Consider the following 18,354-nt stretch of genomic DNA (forward strand, 5'->3'; position numbering starts at 1 on the left):
GGCCATGCGAATAGCCCGTTCGGCTTGGTCGCCAGGCAAGGCGGCACCGAACTAGGCCATCCATACACAAGCATGAGTCACTTTTACGATACACACGCGCACCTGGCCACTCCGCCCTTCAGCCAGGATTTACCACAAGTGCTCGACCGCGCCCAAGCGGCGGGCATCACGCGCATCGTCTGTGTGGCCACCGATCTGGCCAGCAGCGAACGGGTCATCCAACTGGCTGAGCAACATGATTGCCTTTACGCGGTGGTCGGTTGGCACCCCAGCGATGCCAACGCCGCCCCGGAGGATATTCGTCCCACCCTGCGCCAAATGGCCGTCCATCCCAAAGTGGTCGCCTTGGGCGAAACCGGCCTGGATTACTATCACCTGCCGAGCAAGGAAAAGCGGGGGACCCTGGCGGACGATGATCAGCTCAAGCGCAACCAGGCCCGCTTGTTCGCACAGCATTTGGAAGTGGCCGTCGAAACCGGGCTAAACGTGGTCATTCATCAGCGTGGCCCGTGCTTTGACGAAGTTCTGGCCTTGTTCGCCCCCTTCGCCGCCCGGCTGCGGAGCGTGTTTCATTGTTTTGCCGAGACTCCGGACAACCTGCAGCGCATCCTGGCCTTGGGTTCACTGGTCAGTTTCACTGGTATCCTCACTTATAAGAATGGCCAAAACATCCGGGACGCGCTCACTGCCTGTCCCCTCGACCGGTTCATGCTGGAAACGGACTGCCCTTATTTGACCCCCGAGCCGTTTCGCGCCCAGAAGATCCGCCGTTGCGAACCGGCCTTCACGCGGGAAACCGCCATGATGGCAGCCCAAGTCAAACAATGTTCGCTGGCGGATCTTTCCGCCGCGACCTGCGCCACCGCGGAGCAGTTCTTCCCGAAAATGAACCGCGCACATTGAGCCAGTTCGCCCTCCACAATCAACGCAAAGGCGGGCCGGCGATGAAAAGGCGATGGCTGATCAGGAAGAATCCCGCCTAACGACTCACCGTCAGCGTGGTCGGCTCGGCAGTGATTTTCAAGCCCGGCAGGGTGATGAGTCCGTTGGCATCGGCGCTGCCTTTGCCTTTGACGGCGCCAAAGGTCCAGGTGAATTCCTGCCCCGGCTTGACCGCCAGGTTCTGAACCCGGCGCAGGGAAACATCGGCGGTCGCTTCCCCAGGGATTTCAAACGTCGTCTTGAGCGCGGCCGGCGTAATCAGGAACAGCGACAGCTCCAGTTTTCCCTTGGTGTCGCTGAGGTTTTTCCAACGGAAAAAGGCGTTGAGCTGGCCCACGGATTTGCTGTTCAGATCATCGGGCCACGGCAGCTTGCCATTGCCGGAAGCATTGGCAAAAACCGGGTAAGCCTCGTTCTTTTTGACACTCAGCCAGTCGAACGAATTGATCAAGTCGTTGACCTTCTCGATCGCGGCGTGGTTGTTGGCATGGCCGAACGGTCCCCAATAGAAATACAGCGCGTACTTCCGGTCATTCATGGCCGCCACAAACCGGTCATGGCCGGCCGACCAGCGGTCATTCTGGGCGGAATAATCAATGGTCACCGGCGGATCGGGTAGCCGGACCTGCTCCGGCACCACTTGCGGTGGAAAATACATCCGCTGGGAAACATGTTCGATGCCAGCCGGCACATTCGCCTTCATGGCGGCAAACACATCCCCATGACGCAGCCCGATTCCGAGTGTGCCGCTGCCGCCCATCGAGTTCCCGCATAGATAAACCCGGTTCGTATCAATCTGGTATTTCGCGATCACCCATTGGATCGAATCCAGCACCCGCTTTTCGACTGGCATAAGCTCGGCGCCGGAATTCTTTTTGATCAAGTTGGTATCCCCCAAATGCATGCCGCCCCACCACCAATCCCCCTTGTTGGCACGGCAGTCGAGGTACAGCGCATAGAAATCATCCGGCGAACGATAGATGTCATGGTTGCCAACCTGGCGGGTGCATTTCAAGCAGGACACGACATCATGTCCCGCCGAATGCAGCACGACGTACAAGGGCGCATTCGGACGTTCATTTTTGGGATGAACCACAATGAAGGTATCCTGCTGGGGACGCGGGTATCCCCAGTCCGGCTTCACCCCGTGTTGAAAGACTTCAAACGCTCGCTCGTTGATCAGCAGGTCGGCAGGCTGATTGGTACTCAGCGTCGGGCTGGTGGATGGGCTCCATGCTTCCGGGGCCGAAGCACTGGCATTCGCCGCCGGCGTTTGGCTCAAAAGCAACAGCGTCAACGCCACCAAGCCAAGGTTCTTTTTCATATCAGGTTCTCTTTGAATTTCATCAGTCGTTATCAAATCGCATGGTTCCCTTATCCGGTTCTGAATCGCGATTTTCCGTGCGACGTTGTTTGAAAAGATCCGCGCTCCGGGAAGCGCTTCCGGCCCGCTCCAGCGGCGGCTTTGGGCGCGGGACGCTTGACGAGTTCAAAATCCACCTGCTTCTTGAAGCGGTCCACCTTGAAGATCTGCACCACCACGCGGTCGCCCAGTTGAATTACGCGTCGGGAGCGTCGGCCAATGAGATGGCTGCGCTCTGGCTCGAACACAAAGAAATCATCTGTGAGCGAGGAGAGGTGTACCAGGCCGCTCATGCCCAGGTCCGTCACGGAAACGAAGAACCCGAAGTTGCGTACGTCCGTGACCAGCGCGTCATAGGTGTGGCGCGGCCCCACCTTGAGCTGGGATTCCAGAAAGGCGAAGAGCTTGACCTCTTTGCTGTCCCGCTCGGCGTCCGACGAATTGCGCTCGGTCTCGGAAAGGTGATTGGCCACTTCTTTCAGCGTGCGGGGCGATTCCTGATGCGTATCGAAGAGGGCGCGGTGGACCGCGAGATCGGCGTAGCGGCGGATCGGCGAGGTGAAATGGGCGTACTTGGCCTTGCTCAAGCCGTAGTGCCCCAGCGGCTCGATGGCGTAGCGGGCGCGCATGAGCGAGCGCAGGAAACCGATCTTCAGCGCCGGGCCGATGGGCAGCGTGGAGAGTCGTTGCAGGAGCTTCTGCACCTCGGTGCGATGGTTCAGGTTGCCGCAGGGGATCCGGTGGCTCAGCACTTCCTCGCGGTAATCCCGCAGGCGGCGCTCGGCCGGGGCCTCATGCACGCGGTGGGGGGCGGGCCGGCGCAGTTGCAGCAGACGCGTGGCGACCGCCTCGTTGGCCAGCAGCATGTATTCCTCAATGAGCTGGTGCGAATGATCGTTCTCCACCCGCTCAATCCGCAGCACGCGCCCCTGCGCGTCCAGTCGGATTTTATTTTCCGGGAAATCCAGGTCCAGTGAACCGGCCTTGAAGCGGGCGCGGCGGATGCGTTGCGCCAGCGCATGCGCCTGGTGCAGTTGCTGGGCGAGCGGGTCGGCGGGCGGCTGCTGGAGCAGCGCGAAAACTTCCTGGTAGGTGTAGCGGCGCTTGGAATGAATGATCGCCGGGTAAAAGCGGGTCTGGAGCACGGCTCCGTCGTTCGTGAGCAGGAACTCGACGCACTTGGTCAGGCGGTCCACGCCCGGTTTGAGCGAGCAAAGCTCGTTGCTGAGCGCCTCGGGCAACATCGGGATAACGCGATCCACCAGGTAGGTGGAATTGCCGCGCTTGCGCGCCTCGACATCGAGCGCACTGCCCGGCTTGACGTAATGCGAAACATCGGCGATGTGCACCCACAGCTTGACGCGATCCCCGTTGACCCGCTCCAAGCAGATGGCGTCGTCAAAGTCTTTCGCGTCATCCGGGTCAATGGTGATGACTTGGTGCGCGCGGCAATCCACGCGGCCCTTCAGTTCGTCGCCCCGGGGCACCCCGGTGGCGGCGATGGCGTCGGCCTCTTGCAGCACCGGCTTGGGAAAGTGCAGCGGCAGTTGGTACTGGCGCAGGACGGAAAGCATGTCCACCCCCTCCGCGTCCGGCGGCCCCAGGATTTCGATGAGTTCACCTTCGGGGTTGGTGTGGCGGGATTCCCAGGCCACCATCTCGACCACGACTTTGTCGCCGGGATTGGCCGGACGACCGAGATCGCGCGGCGGCGTCACATAAATGTCGTGCGGGATGCGCGGGTCATCGGGAATCACAAACAGGAACTGGCGGCTTTGCTGCAAGGTGCCGACGATCTGGGTGCGCTTGCGCTCCAGGATGCGCACCACCGCGCCCGTGAGTTCTTCGGCCGGGGCGGAACGCAGCCCCTGTGGCTTCACGTCGCGCCGCACCAATACGCGGTCGCCGTGCATGGCGGTGCCGGTGGCACTCTCGATCACGACGATCTCCGGCAGGCCCGGCTCGTCCGGCTGGAGGAACCCTTTGCCCTGGCGGTTGATCTGGATCACGCCCGGCACGAGGTCGGCTTCGCGGGCCTGGATGTAGCGGTTGCCCTTGGTGCGCACCACCTGGCCGTTGCGTTCGAGGTCGCTCAGCACCTGCTGCAGTTCCTGCTGTTGGTTGGGGCGTAATTCCAGCGCCCGCAGCAGTTCGGGCACGTTGGAAGGGGAATAGTTTTTGCGCTGAAGCAATTTTAAAATCAGGTCGTACATAATATCAGTATAACACCGTTGGGGAGCTTTTTACAGTCGGAAAACAGGCTTTGGAAGGCAAAAGATTCTTGGAACGCCGGCCTTTTCCCGGCCATGCGCCCGCTATTGGGCAAGGGGCTTGATCACTTTGGCCATGGCCAAAGCGAAGCACACCGCCCTACGTCCGCCCTCCACAATTTCTTTCCGGGTCATCTGCATTGCGACAAAGTCCCGCGCCATTTCAGCGCCGGTAAAATGCTGCGCAGTGGCCAGCTCAAGCCATTTAAAGGCCTCGGCCCGGCATTCTGACGTATCAGCCTGCGGCACCCGGCTGGCCCGGGTTTGCCGCACGCCCAAATGGTATTGCGCTTCCGCGTGGCCTTGATTCGCCGCCTTGCACAGCCACTGCAAAGCCAGTTCCTCGTCCTGCCCGCTCCCGCCACCCTGACCGTATAAGACACCCAAGCGGCATTGCGCCCCGGCATGACCGAGGCTGGCGGCTTTTTCATAGCACTCCAGCGCACGCGCAGGGTCATGGGTTTTGCTGTCCTCATCGGCAAACGTGTCCCCGAGGCTGAACAGCACCTCCGCCTCGCCCGGTTCCTGAACCTCTGTGCCCGCACCGGTAAACCTGTCAAGCTTCCTGAAGCGGCTTAGCCAACGGCCAATAAACGCGATGCCCATCACTGGTACTCTAACCCAAGTTGGCATTCGGCACAAACCGAATGCTGATAATTCCGCTTGGGGACAGGATTCCGTGGGAGGAGGCGCCGACTAATCATCCGCGTGGCGCGCCTTCAACATCGCCGTGAAGCGGGCTGCCTTCTGTTTGCGGCGTTTCTTTGCGCTGGGTTTCTCATAGCGCCGATGGTTGCGGTACTGGACCAGCGTTTGTTCCCGTTCCAGTTTCTTCTTGAGGCGGCGAAGCGCCTTATCTACTGGTTCTTTTTTGCGTAGTATGATTTCGGTCATAAAATTAAATATTGGGTTCTGGAGTGGATGGTGGGGTAGCTACCGGGGCGGGCAGGGGAGTAGCGGGCTTGGTTGGGGCCGCATTGACCTCGCGCTCTGAACCCGCAGGTTTGCCGCGCTGCTGGCGTGGCAGTGGACGCAGCATGACATTAATGTTGCGCTCCACGCGTTTGGGGGCGGCGTCCGTCCGACCAAAGGCGGCCAAGTCGGCGACCAGTTTTTCCATTAACTTCTGGCCAATCTCCGGGTGGCGCATTTCCCGTCCGCGCAATCGCATTACCGCCTTGACCGGCAAGCCCTCCTCCAGGAACTCACGGGCATGCGTAATCTTGGTGTTATAATCGTTTTCCGCGATACCGGGGCGAAGTTGAATTTCCTTTAATTGGATGCGCGCACTTTCGCTGGATTTTTTCTGTTTCTTGGATTCTTCGTAGCGAAATTTACCGTAATCCACCAGGCGGCATACCGGCGGCACGGCTTGCGCCGCTATTTCCACCAAGTCCACACCTAGGTTTTGCGCCATGCGTAACGCATCGGTCAGGGAATGGACACCGATTTGCTGATTGTCAACACCGATCACCCGGATTTCCCGGGCACGGATTTTACCATTCAGCCTGTGCTGGGGCGCGGTGGAATAATTGCGCGGCGTAAAAGGCCGACTCACGCTGCACCCGCCATTTGCTTAATACTCATTGAATGTTCGTATATATGTCCTCGCCAAGCGAATCGCCGCCGGTTGGAAGACGCAAAGACCAGCATATCCGGCTTTACCGGCTCCATAAAGCGAATTCTTTATATATTTTCCACCTATTCGGCCCCGATCGCTTTAGCCAGGTCGGACTCGTGCTTTACCCGGGCGGCTCCGATATCGTACTGCTCGTTGTCCGGATGCTCTGGATTCAGCGGGGAAATGTCGCGCAACTTCTTGATGATCTTGGGCAGTTGTTGCAGCAGGTAGTCCACGTCTTCCGCCGTATTATAGACCCCCAGGCTGAAACGCACGCTGCCGCGCGCGCGCATCGGGTTGAGCCCCATGGCGGTCAGGACGTGTGATGGATCGAGCGAACCAGTGGTGCAGGCTGATCCGCTGGAAGCGCAAATGCCGGCTTGATCCAGCAGCATCAGCACGGCTTCCGCTTCGACAAAATCAAACGCGATGTTGGTGGTGTTGGGCAGCCGCGGTTCCTTGGGGCCGTTGCGATAGGTGTGCGGAATGGTGGCTAGGATGGTCTGCTCCAACCGGTCCCGCAAAGCGCGCACCCGGGTGTTCTCATCCTCCAGCGAAGCCATGGCCAATTCCGCCGCCTTCCCGAAGGCGATGATGTTGGCCACGTTTTCCGTGCCGCCGCGCCGGCCGCGCTCCTGATGCCCGCCAATGATGTACGGTTGAAACTTGATGCGCCGCTTCACGTAAAGCAGGCCAATGCCCTTGGGGGCATGCAGTTTGTGGGCCGAGAGAGATAGAAAGTCCACGCCCAGCTCCTTGACGTCGAGCTTGAGTTTGCCGGGCGTCTGCACGGCATCCGTATGGAACAGCACTTTCTTGTGCTGGCAAATCTTCGCGATTTCCGCGATCGGGAAAACCACGCCGGTCTCGTTGTTGGCGTACATGACGGAGACGATGGCGGTGTCTGGGCGGATGGATTTTTCCAACTGGTTCAAGTCGAGCGAACCATCGGATTCCACCGGCAGGAAGGTGACATCGTAACCGCGTTTGCGCAGGTATTCGCCAAAATTGATGTTGGCGGAGTGCTCGACTGCCGTGGTCAGGACGTGCTTCTTATCCGGCTGGGTGATGAGTGCGCTGTGGATTGCGGCGTTGTTGCTCTCCGTGCCGCAACTGGTGAACACGACTTCCTTGGGATCGGCATTGATGAGCGCTGCCACTTGTGCGCGGGCCTCCTCGACGTGCTTATGCACGAGGCTGCCAAAGGAGTACGCGCTGGACGGGTTGCCCCAGTATTCGCTCAAAAACGGCACCATCGCCTGCACCACCTCGGGTGCAACCCGGGTGGTGGCGTTGTTATCAAAATAATAAACCTTTTTATCCATAGTTTTTGTTTTCCCAGCCCTTAAACAGGACTAAACTTGTCTGGTTAAAGATTAATAGACATCCGGCGAAGCGCAAGTGGCAAAATAAGGTGTCAATTTAAGTTTATAAGTTTATGGATAGACCACCGTGAGCCCCAGTCGGCGTCCCAGATCAAGTTGGCGCTGGTCCAAAGTACAGAAATCCGTGGAGCCCAGAACCGAGGCAGAGGCAACGTGAATAATGTCCAAAGTCCGACAGCCTACGACTGCTGTATGATTCTGTGCCATCTGTTCGGCTGCTTGAAAGATACGATGCCACGGCCCATGACATGGAACCAGCAGGCCGGCAATCAAGTCGTTCTCCACTTCCTGCCAGCTCAGTTGTGCTTCGATGGGGGTAATCCGTTGCTGGAAAACCGCGAGACTCATCGCGTTACGGAGTTCGAGCCGGTGAAACACAGTGAAAGGCAGCGGGACCGGAGTGACTTTGCGCCCCGCATCCGCCTTGGGCGAGTTTGCGTCGGTGGCATAGAGAGAAAATAAAACGCTGGTGTCGGCGTATGTTTTCACCAGCGTTCCTGTTCTCGGGTGGTCAAAATCAAGTTTGGCAGGACTTTATTCCCGAAAATTTTATATCGGCGGGCCGCGTAGTCAGGGAGCGCAACAGGCAAGGATGCGGCACCGGGGGAAGGTCCCTCTGTTTTCTGAAGGACCTCCTTGCCTGTGCCTTGCAAATCGTCGAGCAGCCAGCGGGCGATTTCCCATTTGGCTTGCGCTGGCAACTGTTGAAGCGCCGATTCAATTTCCAGTACCTTATTCATGACTGTAATTCACAGGTCATTTTCTATTCGCAATGCCGGTTGTAACCATGATGATCCAAACCGGTCTCACACCGATAAATTAATACTATACCCTTGGGATGTCAATAAAGTGAATTAGCCCCCTCATTTCAGCGTTTGTCACTGGATATCCAATAGTATGCTGTGGCCGGCAGCAGTTTGATTTCCCGTGCGTTGCCGACCGTTCCGGAAGTGGGATAACCATTCAGGTCCAGCGGGGTTACCTTTAGCTGGGCTGCGTCTGGACGCTTGAATTTTACCGTGCCGGTGAATTCCTTGAACTGCCAGGGATCTTTGCCAATGCTGGCGATGCGTTTTTGGCTGGCCAGGGATTCGGTCTGGAACCCGCCATTTTTTTCCTCGGACATCACTTGCAGCAGAATGCGGCTGGAAGTGGCCAGCGGTTGATTATCCAACGCCACGGCAATGATGTGGCCGAGTTTCATGCCGGATTCGATGGCCAGGTCGTGCAGGTCGGCTGGGCCGTTGGCTTGCAGTGCTCCGCTCAAGCCTTGCGCTTTGGCGGCGTTCAAGGTTAGCACCCCTTTGCCGTAATCCAGCTTGAGTTCACCCGTGCTGCTGGTGACGCTTTGTGCCGGGCGGTTGATGTATGGCTTCAGGTCCGCCAGTTTGGTGCTGCCTGGGCCGGTGACAAAACGCACCGCCGCTTGACCCGCATAATGCAGCAACGGGTCAAGCCGTTGGCCTGGTTTGACCTCCGCTGCGGCAGGAACGTCCTTCAGGCGCAGTTCGTCAAACGCGGCGTCCTGTGGCAAGGGCGTACCCTTCAGGGCCAGCAGTTCGTCTTTATTTAATTCCACTTCCGCCAAGACTTTTCCGGTGCTTACCAGCCCTTGCCGGTAAAGCAATGCGGCGGCTGGAAATTGCCCCATCATGGCGGGCGACATCAAGGTCCACGGCTGCATCCAGAAGCCAGGTTTCACGTTCCAACCAACGCCATCGAAGGCGAAGTGGATCTGAGCATCCGTATCCTGCAACGCGCCATAGGCGGCGTAGTAAAGCGGCGCTTCGGAGCGGTATCGGTTGGGGCGGGTGAAGGTCGTTTCGGAAATCATCGAGGGTTTGCCGGCGTATTTGATTTCCATCACCGGATGATTGAACTGCCGGGGTTTCCCTGGCGACTCGTTCTCGAACCGCAGCGCGCTGCGGTCGCTGTAGGTGTGGCCATCCCGCATGGACCATTCCGCGTTGCTTCCCTTGTGCCCGCAGCCAAAATAACCGTGCCGGTCAATGAAATCGCATTCCGCATAGCTCATCTTTTCCAGCGGCCCCAGGTATTCCGGGCTGGCGGTGGTCCAGTTCGAGGCATTAATGACGCCGCGAAAACCCAGCTTGCGCAGGAACTGGTACATGGCGGCGTAATAGCGGGATTGCACTTCGTAGAGGAACCGCGCGGTATCCTGATCGCGCACTTTGCGTTCATTGACCACCGCCCACAATGGGCGGAAGCCCATGCGCCCTTCGGCGGGCGCATCGCGTTTGACGGTCACGTTCCCCCAGGCTGCGCGCGCCTGCTCCAGGCTGCCATACTTCTTGATCAGCCAATCGCCGAACTGCTTTTCCAACGGACGCAGTTGGACATCGGGGATGTTCTTCTCATCAAAGGTCCAAAAGAAAAACGAATCTTCATTCACGATCTCCAGCCCAAAGACAGCGGGATCATCCACCAGCCGTTTCCCGGTTTTGGGATTGGGCGTCAGCAGTAGGGCCCGGAACCAGGCTTGATGCCGCTCGATGAATTGCGGGTTGTACATGTGCACGGCAAACGGATGTTGTTTGCCATCATAACCCGGCAAAAATCCATCGCCCGGCTTGGGGGACAGCCATAACGGAAAGTAGATCGAGAAATGTGTGTAAATGCCCTCGGCCTTCATGGCCTCCACGATTTCCTGCCGGTGGGCGATGGTTTCCGCCTTGAGTTCCCCGGTTTTGCCGTCAAACAGGCCGCCGTGCGAACGCACCAGATTCACGCCGTGCTTGGCCAACAGCTTGGCGGCGTTCCGCAGAGCCGCTGGACTGGTGGCGTCGTGGGGCGGCCCGTTCACGGCCCAGAAGCGAACCGGTTGACCGTTCCCCGTCATGATAAAATGCCCATCCTTGGCGCCAATGGGACCGTGCTCACCCGCAAACTTTTCGTTGAGAAACCGGAGATCCATCGGGCTGTCATGGAAATCGTCGGGCGTCGGGTTCCATGGTTGCCAACCTTGGTTTTCCTTCGCCAGCCGCGATAATTCTGCCCCCATCTGGTCCGGCTTGGCGGTGCCCATCGGTTGGAACGGCTCATCAATGAACAGGAAACAATCAATCAGACCGTGATTGTCCGTCCCGCCTGCGGTGTTGAAACGAATACTATTATCACCGGCTTTCAGCGTGACCTTGCCCACCTTGATCCAGGCGATAAAACGCAAATCCGGTTTGCCGTCCTGGGCGAGGTTGACCTCCCCGTATTTCTCGCCCTGAAAGTTCACCTCGGTGGTGGTCCCGCCGTTCAGCGCCCAGGCCAGCTTGGATTTCACCGGGTTGGCACGCAGCCAGAAATCATAGGTCCCCTCCTTGGGCGCCTTGAACCGATACTCGGCCTCGCCCGGTTTGTCCTTGTTGAAGTTCGAAAGAAAGTCGCCCCCCGACAACTGGTCGCGCTTGACCTGGTCATACCACCACGGATGCCGGTTCATCTTGTTTGCCGTGGGGCTTTCCCCCTCGATCCATACCCATCCGGCCCGCAAAGGCTGGCTGGCCAGCAGCCACAGCATGGCGATGGCCGGTAATACCGAGCGCAGTGAAATGTTTGACATGGGTGTTCTATAGCAAGCGGCTCCACCTTTGGCAATTCACAACTGCGGGTCCCAGCGCTGGTCGGAAACCAGCTCGTGAAAGTACTGAGGATCAATCCAGACCAGATTCTGGCCATGCGGGCAGCCGTGGCGGCCAATCCCTTTCCCACAAACCTCAACTATCCTTGTGGCCCCGTGCTCAACGGCTGACGCTCGTCATGGGGTCGATAACCGGAAGAACAGATTGCCAGCGGACGGTGAAAGGATCACCGTCCGCTGGCTGCCGTTGAGGGCCGGTGTGTTGGAGATCAAAAACCAGGCCGTTTGTTGGCCCAAGTTTGTGGTGCCCTGAAGGGCAAACAGGCCGGAGGGATCGCTCCAGTTGAGCAAGCTCTGGTGGTTGGATTGACCGATGGCCAGACGGGGCTGCGGCAGGCTGATATGGATGGCTTGGCGGCTGCTGGTGGCGGCAAAGCCGGTGTCATCCGTACACCGAATCGCGTTGGTCACCGTTCCAAAACCGGTGGCGGTTACGACCACGTTCATTGAGGCACTGGCATTTCGTGCCAAGCTTCCCAGCGTCCAATAAACCCAGTTGTCGCCAATGAGGCAGCCGCCGCGACCAAAATAGGCCCACTGCACCGTCAGTTCGGCTGGGACTTGGTTGCTCATCACCACGCCGGTCAGGTTCAGGTTGCCGATGTTGCGCACGGTGATGGTGTAATTAAACGAGTCGCCATAATTCAAATTCGTGGCGGAGTAACTGACCGTTGTATTCAGCACTGGCGCGGCGGTGACGGTGGTTGTGGCGTCTGCCGCCAAGTGGGCTTGCTCCAGGTTCCCGGCATTATCTCGGGCCACGCTGTAGAACCCGTAGGTGTGGTTGGGCTGCGCGCTGAACGTTCCGGCCGTGCTGCTGCTGGCGGCCACCCAAAGGGTCCACGGGCCGCCATTATCCGAAACAGAGACGCTGTAAGTGGCTATGCCCGAACCGCCCGCATCGTCGGCACCGGTCCAGGAGAGCGGGATTTGGAGGGACGGGCTTTGCGACGGCAACGTCAGGACGTGGCTGGTGGGGGCAACGGCGTCAATCGTGAGCAAGGCTTCCTTGGCGGGATTGGTTCCGGCCGCCGGGTTGAAGTCATCAATCTGGTCCGTCGCAATCGCCGGCTGGCCGTCGAACGAGATCAGCGCCACGTTGCGCAATTGCACGCCCGTGGGCAAACCGGCCTTGGCGTGGATGGTGTAATTGACATGCCCCTGGCCACGCCCGGTGCCATCTTCGGGGGGCAGGAAACCGATGCTCACCGGCGGCGGTAGGCTGGTGTTGGGATCAATGGACCGGAACGTGGCCGTTACCAAACCCGAAGCGGGATTGATCCCCACCTGGATTTGCACCTGGAAATTGGTGCCCAGATAGCTCACCGCCACATTGGTCGCAAACGACGCCGTCCCCGGCGGCAGGGCAATCAAACGATCGCCAAACCCAATCTCCGCCACATTAAACGTGCTCCAATCGTAGTTGGTGCTGAGCTGATCCGTGATGATCACCTGTTGAGCGGGCGCGGAGGCGTTGGTGAAGTTCTCAAAATCTATGCGGTACGCCAAGGTGCTGGCCGCGGCCCAAAAACCGTTCGGGCCGTAACCGGCGGGCCCGGTCATTTGGTTCGGGTCTGTGGCCGTGGTAACTCCAGTTGCGCCGCTGGCACCACCGCCGCCGCCAAAACCTCCAGGACCACCAGGACCGCCGGAACCGCCGGAACCACTGGGGCCGCCCGGCGGCGGAGGTGGCACCACTGGTGGAGGAGGTAGGGAGCATCCGCCCGTAAGCGCGGTCTGAACCATCTCACTCAAACAAGGCTGCACCTTATCCCAGGACCAACCGGCAACACCTTGCCCAGGGGGCGCGTTAGGAACAAACAGGTGCAAAAGCCAGGCAGAAATATCACCGTATCCTGCCGTTCCAGGCGGAGCGTTGGGATCAAAAATGGCGTTATTGATGGTGGTCCCGTATGTGCCATAGGCACCCATTGCCCAAACCACTACTCCGACTGCTCCTGCCTCGACTGCCACACTCATTGCGGCTCCAGCAGCATAGGCACCGCCACCTATAACAGCAGTCCCAGCCGCTACCATTCCGACGCCGAGACCTGCCTGAGCCCAAGGACTACAACCGCACGTTCCGGCCGGGTCGATTATAGCCGTTGGAAAATTTCCAACGTAGCGCCTCACATTAGCATCTCCCGTCAGCATTCCCAGGGGATCTTCAGACGCAAAGCTGCCAACCGCTGGCACATAATATCGAGCCCGCATAAATTGAAGCCCGTTTTGCTCAGTTTGCACTCCAAACCGACCAACAAACTGAAAGGGATTCGGTAGCGACTCTATTTTTCTTAGTAAACCTCCGAATGGCGAGTAGGCATAAGCGTTACCAATGAAACCGGCATCGGTAACCATTTGTTGAACATTTCCCAACGCATCAAACGTGTAGCGCGCTGTGCTGCCGGATGCGTCGATTCGAGCCAGCAAGCCAATGGCATGGTCGTAATGGGCTGCCAAATTACCGCTTCCGTCATACTCTCCGACGACGTTTCCCAACCCAGCGGGATCAGCCACAAAACGTGTAGTTATAGCATTCTGTGTTATCGCGGCTCGATTTCCCAATCCGTCGTACCCGTAATTCCAGGTTCCTTGCGGTGACGTTACCCCCAGCAGCCGGTTTTCATCGTTGTAAGTGTACGAGGTCGTTCCCTGGGCCGACACTTCCTTGATCAGGTTGCCATCCGCATCGAAGGTGTAATTGGTAGCGCCGACCGCGACATACTGGTTGAGGTTGTTTGCCGTGTAGTTGTTGGTGACTCCGTTTTCAACGGTCTGAATGCGGTTGCCGACCGCGTCATAAACATAGAGCAAATCCTGGTTGGCGATATTGGTGGTGGCGGTGGCGAATACCGCATGGGTCAACTGGCCGAGGTCGTCGTATGTGTACGCCCAGTTGCCATCGAGTGAACCCATGGCAGTCCGCCGCCCGCGGGTGTCGTAGCTGTAATTGAACCGGGAAATCATGGTGCCGTTGGCGAGGGCGTTCGTCAGGTTGAGAAGCTGGCCGGCGGGATCGTATTGGTAGGTGGTGAACATCCCGTTGCCGAGCGTCTTGGCTGCCAGGCGCCCGGCTGGGTCATACTGATAAAGCACGACCGGGGCGTTCAATTCGTTCGTCATGCTCTGCAGCCGGCCAGCCACGTCGTAATAGTAATTCAGCCGGTGGCCAGTCTGATCCAGGCTGCTGAGACGCCGGCCTGTGGCTGCGTCGTAGGTGAAGGCCAGGAGTTTTCCGCCCGGATAATCCATCCGGGCCAGGCGGTTGCTGGCGTCATACGCCATGCTAACCGTTTCCAGCGGGTTGAGCTGGGTATCGTACGTGGTGGTGTTGGTCAGGTTGCCCTTGGCATCATAGGCGTAGACCGTGGAGGAGCCATCGGCAAAATACTTGCCGGTGACCCGCCCGCTATTGTCCGACGTGTAAAAGGTCTGGCGTCCCCGGCGGCTGTTCCTGGTTTGCATGTTGCCCCTAAAGTCATAGCTCCAACTCTCCACACTGCCATCCGCGTACGTGGTCATTTGCAGGTTGCCGTAGGGGTCGTAGGCGTAACGGGTGGCGTTGCCTTTCGCGTCGGTTACCGAGGCGAGCCGGTTATAGGGGCCGATGAATTTGAACTGCGTGCTGTGCGCTAGCGAATCGGTGCTCTTGATCACATTCCCTTGCGCATCATAGCTGTAAGTCTGCGAGCGCCCGGTTGGGTCCATCATCGCGACCAGATTGTACGTGTCGTCAAAAGACTTATGCACGGCATTGCCCAGAGCATCTTCGGTCTTGGCGAGGAGCCCGTGATGGTCATAGTAAAACTTCGTGGCATTGCCGAGGGCATCCGTGACGGTCACCTTGCCGCCGACCTCGTAACCAAAGGTCACCGCTTCATTATTGCCGCCCAGATAGCTGCCGGCCAGCCGCCCAACGGCATCGTAAGTGAAATAGCGCCAGTTGCAGCAGGAACTGGCAACGGCGGTCAGCGCGTGCGCCAATTGCGGATTGGCGGTTGCGGACTGCGGATCTGTGTAAGTGTAGGTAGTGGTACGGCCATCGAAGTATTGGGCGGTCAGCAGGTGTTCGTTACCGCCATCGTAGCTCAGAACGGTCTGGCGTCCCAGGTTGTCGGTCAGGGTTTGGATGCGCCCGGCTGCATTGTAGGCAATCTGAATGCTCTGGCCCGAGGAATGGGTCAGGCTCGCAAGCAAAGTGCCGGCGTAGCCCAGCGTGATGCGATTACCGTTCAAATCCTCCACAAAGCTCAGTTTGCCATCGGCTTGATAAAACGAGACCATTCCCGACTTCTCTGTCACGGTGAATGCCCCGCCACCCGCCGCAGCCAGGGTGCCATAATCTCCGGCCTGCGCAAAGTAGCCGCCTCGCGTGTCCGGTTGGAATGTACGCTGGGAGCCGCCGGGACCGAAAATCGTCACCGTGCCATCGCTGCCTAGTTGCAGGGAGTACTGCCAGTTATGCGACCAGCCCCGGCCCAGCGGGCCGAGCGTGTAGCGTTGGGAAATGGGTTCTCCGAAAGACCGGGTGAACGTCAGCGGCAAGCCTGGGGCGGCTACGGAGGCATCCACGGAGGAGGCCAGGGTTCGCAGCGGGCACAGGCCGTCCGCCTGCATAAGCTGGAAGGTCAGCAGTTTGTTGAGATCGGACACGTTCAGTCCGAGGCGGCCTAAATAAGCAGCGTTGTTGTCCAGCATGGTCACGTAATCGCCCCAGGTTGAACCGACCCGGTTGGTGAAGGCCACCCAAACGGCGGCCCAGGCGTCGTTGGGGATCGTGGAGGGCTGCATGTTCGTTTGCAGAGAGTTCCAGTCTGTCGGCGTCGGGTCGTCCGCCTTGACCACGCCCAGATTCCAATTGATCAACGGATGACTGAAATCCCAGGGTTGTTGCCAGCCCGCGTAATAGACCGGCACGTTGAAAGACTCGCCGGGCTGCAACATCCCGGGCGTCTGGCCGGAGGCCAGGAACTGGATGGCGCTAAACAGCCCCGCTGGGCGCGCGGAGGTCCATAGTCCCTGGGCCACCAGCGTGCTATCCAGCGTCAGAAACGCACCCGATAGCCCATTCCTCGTCGCGTTCAACACCAGCAGCGGCGCCGGCATCGCGGCATCGCCCGTGTTGGCGTATTGGGGATAGATCGTCGCCGGCATGTGATTCCCGACGGCAGCCGGCAGGGTGAGCGAGGTCACCAGGTTTGGGGCCCCGTTGGCCAGCACCTGGAAGGCGTTGCTCAAGGTCACCGAAGCCCCGGCTCCCAGCGAAACGCGCACCGAATAGGTTCCCGGCGGCAACGCCCCAGCCGCTTCGGTGGCGGTGATTTGGGTGAACGAGTCCACAGAAATTGAAGTCGCGCCAAAGACGTTGTTCGAGCTATCCACAAATTGGACTGCGCTTGACCCATCGAAACCAGAGCCGCTCAGCGTCAGTGTAGATGGTGCGTTCCTCCCAGTGCGGTTCGGGGTGACGGAAGCCAGCAACACCGCCCCCGACGAGGCCGCGACCGTGTAATCGCCTGGGGTCTGAATGTTGTCCGCATAAACCAGCACATACCAGTTGCCCGCCGTCGCCATTGGAACGAGCAATTGCTGCCTGGGAACGGACGGGGCGGTCGCGCTAAAATCGTAGGTTGACGGGGTGGGGGGGAGTCCGAACCGGGCATAAACCAGGCAGTGATTGTTCCCGATCAAATTGTTCACCGCCACCACGAATGGCGCGGTGGCGGGTACGTTGAACTGGAACAATTGTGCCTGGCCACTAGCGGCAAATTGCCCCTGGAACGGCGTTCCCAAAGCCAGGTTGGTGATGGCCGTGCCAACCAATTCAAAGGCGTAGATCGCCCCATACTGCCCGTTTAGACTGTGCGCCTGGACCGAATAATTCCCTGAGGTGGGCAAGGTGACAAAATCCGAGTCCGTGGCGAGATTGGTGAACCCCTGCCAGCCATTGGGCCCGCGCAGATCGAAACCAATTCCCGACCCGGACAGGTTGACCAGGTGGAAGCGCACCTGCTGGTTTGAAACCTCGCCAAAGTTCCACTGGTCCACGCTGAATGGGGTTTGGATGCTACCGCTCACAATCTGGCCCAACGGCAACGGCATCACGTTCGGCGTTGTTTGCCACACCGTGACCATATAATGCCCCGTGCTGGCGGGGGCAACCGTCGAAGCATGCACTTGGATGCGGTAGGTGGCATCGTTGGTGACGGCGATGCTGGAGAGCAGCACGGCCGCGCCATTGCTGGTGTTCGTATTCGAAGCCAGCACAACCTCATTCGTGTCCACCACCATCACTTCCACGTAACCCAAGTAAGGCGGCACACCGCTCCCGCTGCCTGGATCAACCAGCACACTGTAAAGTTGTCCGGCTCGCGCAAAGAACGTCCACTGATCCAACTGGCCCGCAGCTGCAATATTCCCCAGGGCCGGGTTGTTGAAACCGACGGGGCCGCTGTTAGGAATCTGGGTCACCGTGCCACGCAGCACCCTTCCCCCAATCTGCACCCCACGCGCGTAAACGTGAAAGCCATTCAGATCTAGTGTGCACCCAGATGGAACCACTAGCGAGTTGACGTAGAGCGCCTCATGCCCCGTACCACTGGAATTTGGGTACTGATCAATGAGTTGCACATAGGTGTTGTTGCCCAGGGTGATGGTCCCGTAGTTGAAGTTGTGAATGAAGCCCAGTTGCGAACTGCCCAGGTCCGCCCCCATCACTTCCAGAGCTTGCGGTGAAGCGAGGGTGCCGGCGCCATTGAGAACTAGCGTGCCCAGCGGGGCAAACTGGCCAAGATTCCTGGTATTGCCCAGCACACTCGCGGTGACCTGAACCGTGCCGCCCGCCTGGCTGATCAACGAGTTGGCCCCGTTAAAATAAACCGAGTTTTGCAAGTTCACTGTGCCGCCCGCCAGGGAGATGATGTTCCCAGAGGTTGACGGCATTTGGGGAACGTTCAGAACTCCACCGCCACCCGCCTCCAAGCTGCCGCTGTTTTGAAAGCCGCTCGATGGAAGCCCCACGGTTCCGGCAGCAGCAAAAATGATGCCCGTATTTTGAAAACTGTTGGCGTTAACCGTAATGGTCCCACCGCTGACGTCGGCGGAAATCGTGCCCTGGTTGA

Annotated in this window: 11 protein-coding genes; 1 reads left to right on the forward strand and 10 read right to left on the reverse strand. The window is 58.9% G+C overall.

All coding sequences use genetic code 11. The annotated features are described in order from the left end of the window. The coding region (locus WCO56_22750; protein ID MEI7732408.1) for a TatD family hydrolase at nt 1–903 on the forward strand (903 nt) is incomplete at its 5' end. A gap of 76 nt (nt 904–979) precedes the next feature. On the opposite strand, the gene WCO56_22755 is transcribed toward WCO56_22750, so the two are convergent. The 10 genes from WCO56_22755 to WCO56_22800 all read right to left on the reverse strand — a co-directional run bounded on the left by WCO56_22755 (nt 980) and on the right by WCO56_22800 (nt 18,175). Beyond that, entirely contained in the window at nt 980–2,266 is a 1,287-nt protein-coding gene (locus tag WCO56_22755) for a hypothetical protein (protein MEI7732409.1), read from the reverse strand. Between the two features lie 50 nt (nt 2,267–2,316). After that, nucleotides 2,317–4,518, reverse strand: a complete 2,202-nt coding sequence (gene rnr, locus WCO56_22760) for a ribonuclease R (protein MEI7732410.1) — start codon at nt 4,516–4,518, stop codon at nt 2,317–2,319. A gap of 102 nt (nt 4,519–4,620) precedes the next feature. Further along, the gene (locus tag WCO56_22765; GenBank protein ID MEI7732411.1) at nt 4,621–5,208 is read right to left on the reverse strand and encodes a tetratricopeptide repeat protein; all 588 of its coding nucleotides are present in this window, start codon (nt 5,206–5,208) and stop codon (nt 4,621–4,623) included. 63 nt (nt 5,209–5,271) lie between these two features. Further along, nucleotides 5,272–5,469: a 30S ribosomal protein S21 gene (gene rpsU, locus WCO56_22770; GenBank protein ID MEI7732412.1), complete on the reverse strand. Its 198-nt coding sequence runs from the start codon at nt 5,467–5,469 to the stop codon at nt 5,272–5,274. A 4-nt stretch (nt 5,470–5,473) separates the two neighbouring features. Next, nucleotides 5,474–6,133 carry a translation initiation factor IF-3 gene (gene infC, locus WCO56_22775; GenBank protein MEI7732413.1) on the reverse strand — a complete coding sequence of 220 codons (660 nt, stop codon included), beginning with the start codon at nt 6,131–6,133 and terminating at the stop codon, nt 5,474–5,476. 143 nt (nt 6,134–6,276) lie between these two features. After that, nucleotides 6,277–7,521 carry a cysteine desulfurase NifS gene (gene nifS, locus WCO56_22780; protein ID MEI7732414.1) on the reverse strand — a complete coding sequence of 415 codons (1,245 nt, stop codon included), beginning with the start codon at nt 7,519–7,521 and terminating at the stop codon, nt 6,277–6,279. 111 nt (nt 7,522–7,632) lie between these two features. Continuing rightward, the gene (locus tag WCO56_22785) at nt 7,633–8,070 is read right to left on the reverse strand and encodes a type II toxin-antitoxin system VapC family toxin (protein ID MEI7732415.1); all 438 of its coding nucleotides are present in this window, start codon (nt 8,068–8,070) and stop codon (nt 7,633–7,635) included. Next, nucleotides 8,067–8,321: a hypothetical protein gene (locus WCO56_22790; GenBank protein ID MEI7732416.1), complete on the reverse strand. Its 255-nt coding sequence runs from the start codon at nt 8,319–8,321 to the stop codon at nt 8,067–8,069. The genes WCO56_22785 and WCO56_22790 overlap by 4 nt, the downstream gene beginning before the upstream one ends. A 128-nt stretch (nt 8,322–8,449) precedes the next feature. Further along, nucleotides 8,450–11,155: a hypothetical protein gene (locus WCO56_22795; GenBank protein ID MEI7732417.1), complete on the reverse strand. Its 2,706-nt coding sequence runs from the start codon at nt 11,153–11,155 to the stop codon at nt 8,450–8,452. Nucleotides 11,156–11,350: 195 nt separating this feature from the next. Further along, nucleotides 11,351–18,175: an RHS repeat-associated core domain-containing protein gene (locus WCO56_22800; protein MEI7732418.1), complete on the reverse strand. Its 6,825-nt coding sequence runs from the start codon at nt 18,173–18,175 to the stop codon at nt 11,351–11,353. Between the last annotated feature and the right edge of the window lie 179 nt (nt 18,176–18,354).

It is taken from the genome of Verrucomicrobiota bacterium, from assembly GCA_037139415.1.
GTDB lineage: Bacteria > Verrucomicrobiota > Verrucomicrobiia > Limisphaerales > Fontisphaeraceae > JBAXGN01.

Coding starts and splice junctions, on each gene's coding strand:
- WCO56_22755 (MEI7732409.1), bottom strand. CDS start 2,266: ATGAAAAAGAACCTTGGCTTGGTGGCGTTGACGCTGTTGCTTTTGAGC.
- rnr (MEI7732410.1), bottom strand. CDS start 4,518: ATGTACGACCTGATTTTAAAATTGCTTCAGCGCAAAAACTATTCCCCT.
- WCO56_22765 (MEI7732411.1), bottom strand. CDS start 5,208: ATGCCAACTTGGGTTAGAGTACCAGTGATGGGCATCGCGTTTATTGGC.
- rpsU (MEI7732412.1), bottom strand. CDS start 5,469: ATGACCGAAATCATACTACGCAAAAAAGAACCAGTAGATAAGGCGCTT.
- nifS (MEI7732414.1), bottom strand. CDS start 7,521: ATGGATAAAAAGGTTTATTATTTTGATAACAACGCCACCACCCGGGTT.
- WCO56_22790 (MEI7732416.1), bottom strand. CDS start 8,321: ATGAATAAGGTACTGGAAATTGAATCGGCGCTTCAACAGTTGCCAGCG.
- WCO56_22795 (MEI7732417.1), bottom strand. CDS start 11,155: ATGTCAAACATTTCACTGCGCTCGGTATTACCGGCCATCGCCATGCTG.
- WCO56_22800 (MEI7732418.1), bottom strand. CDS start 18,175: ATGCCGTCAACCTCTGGGAACATCATCTCCCTGGCGGGCGGCACAGTG.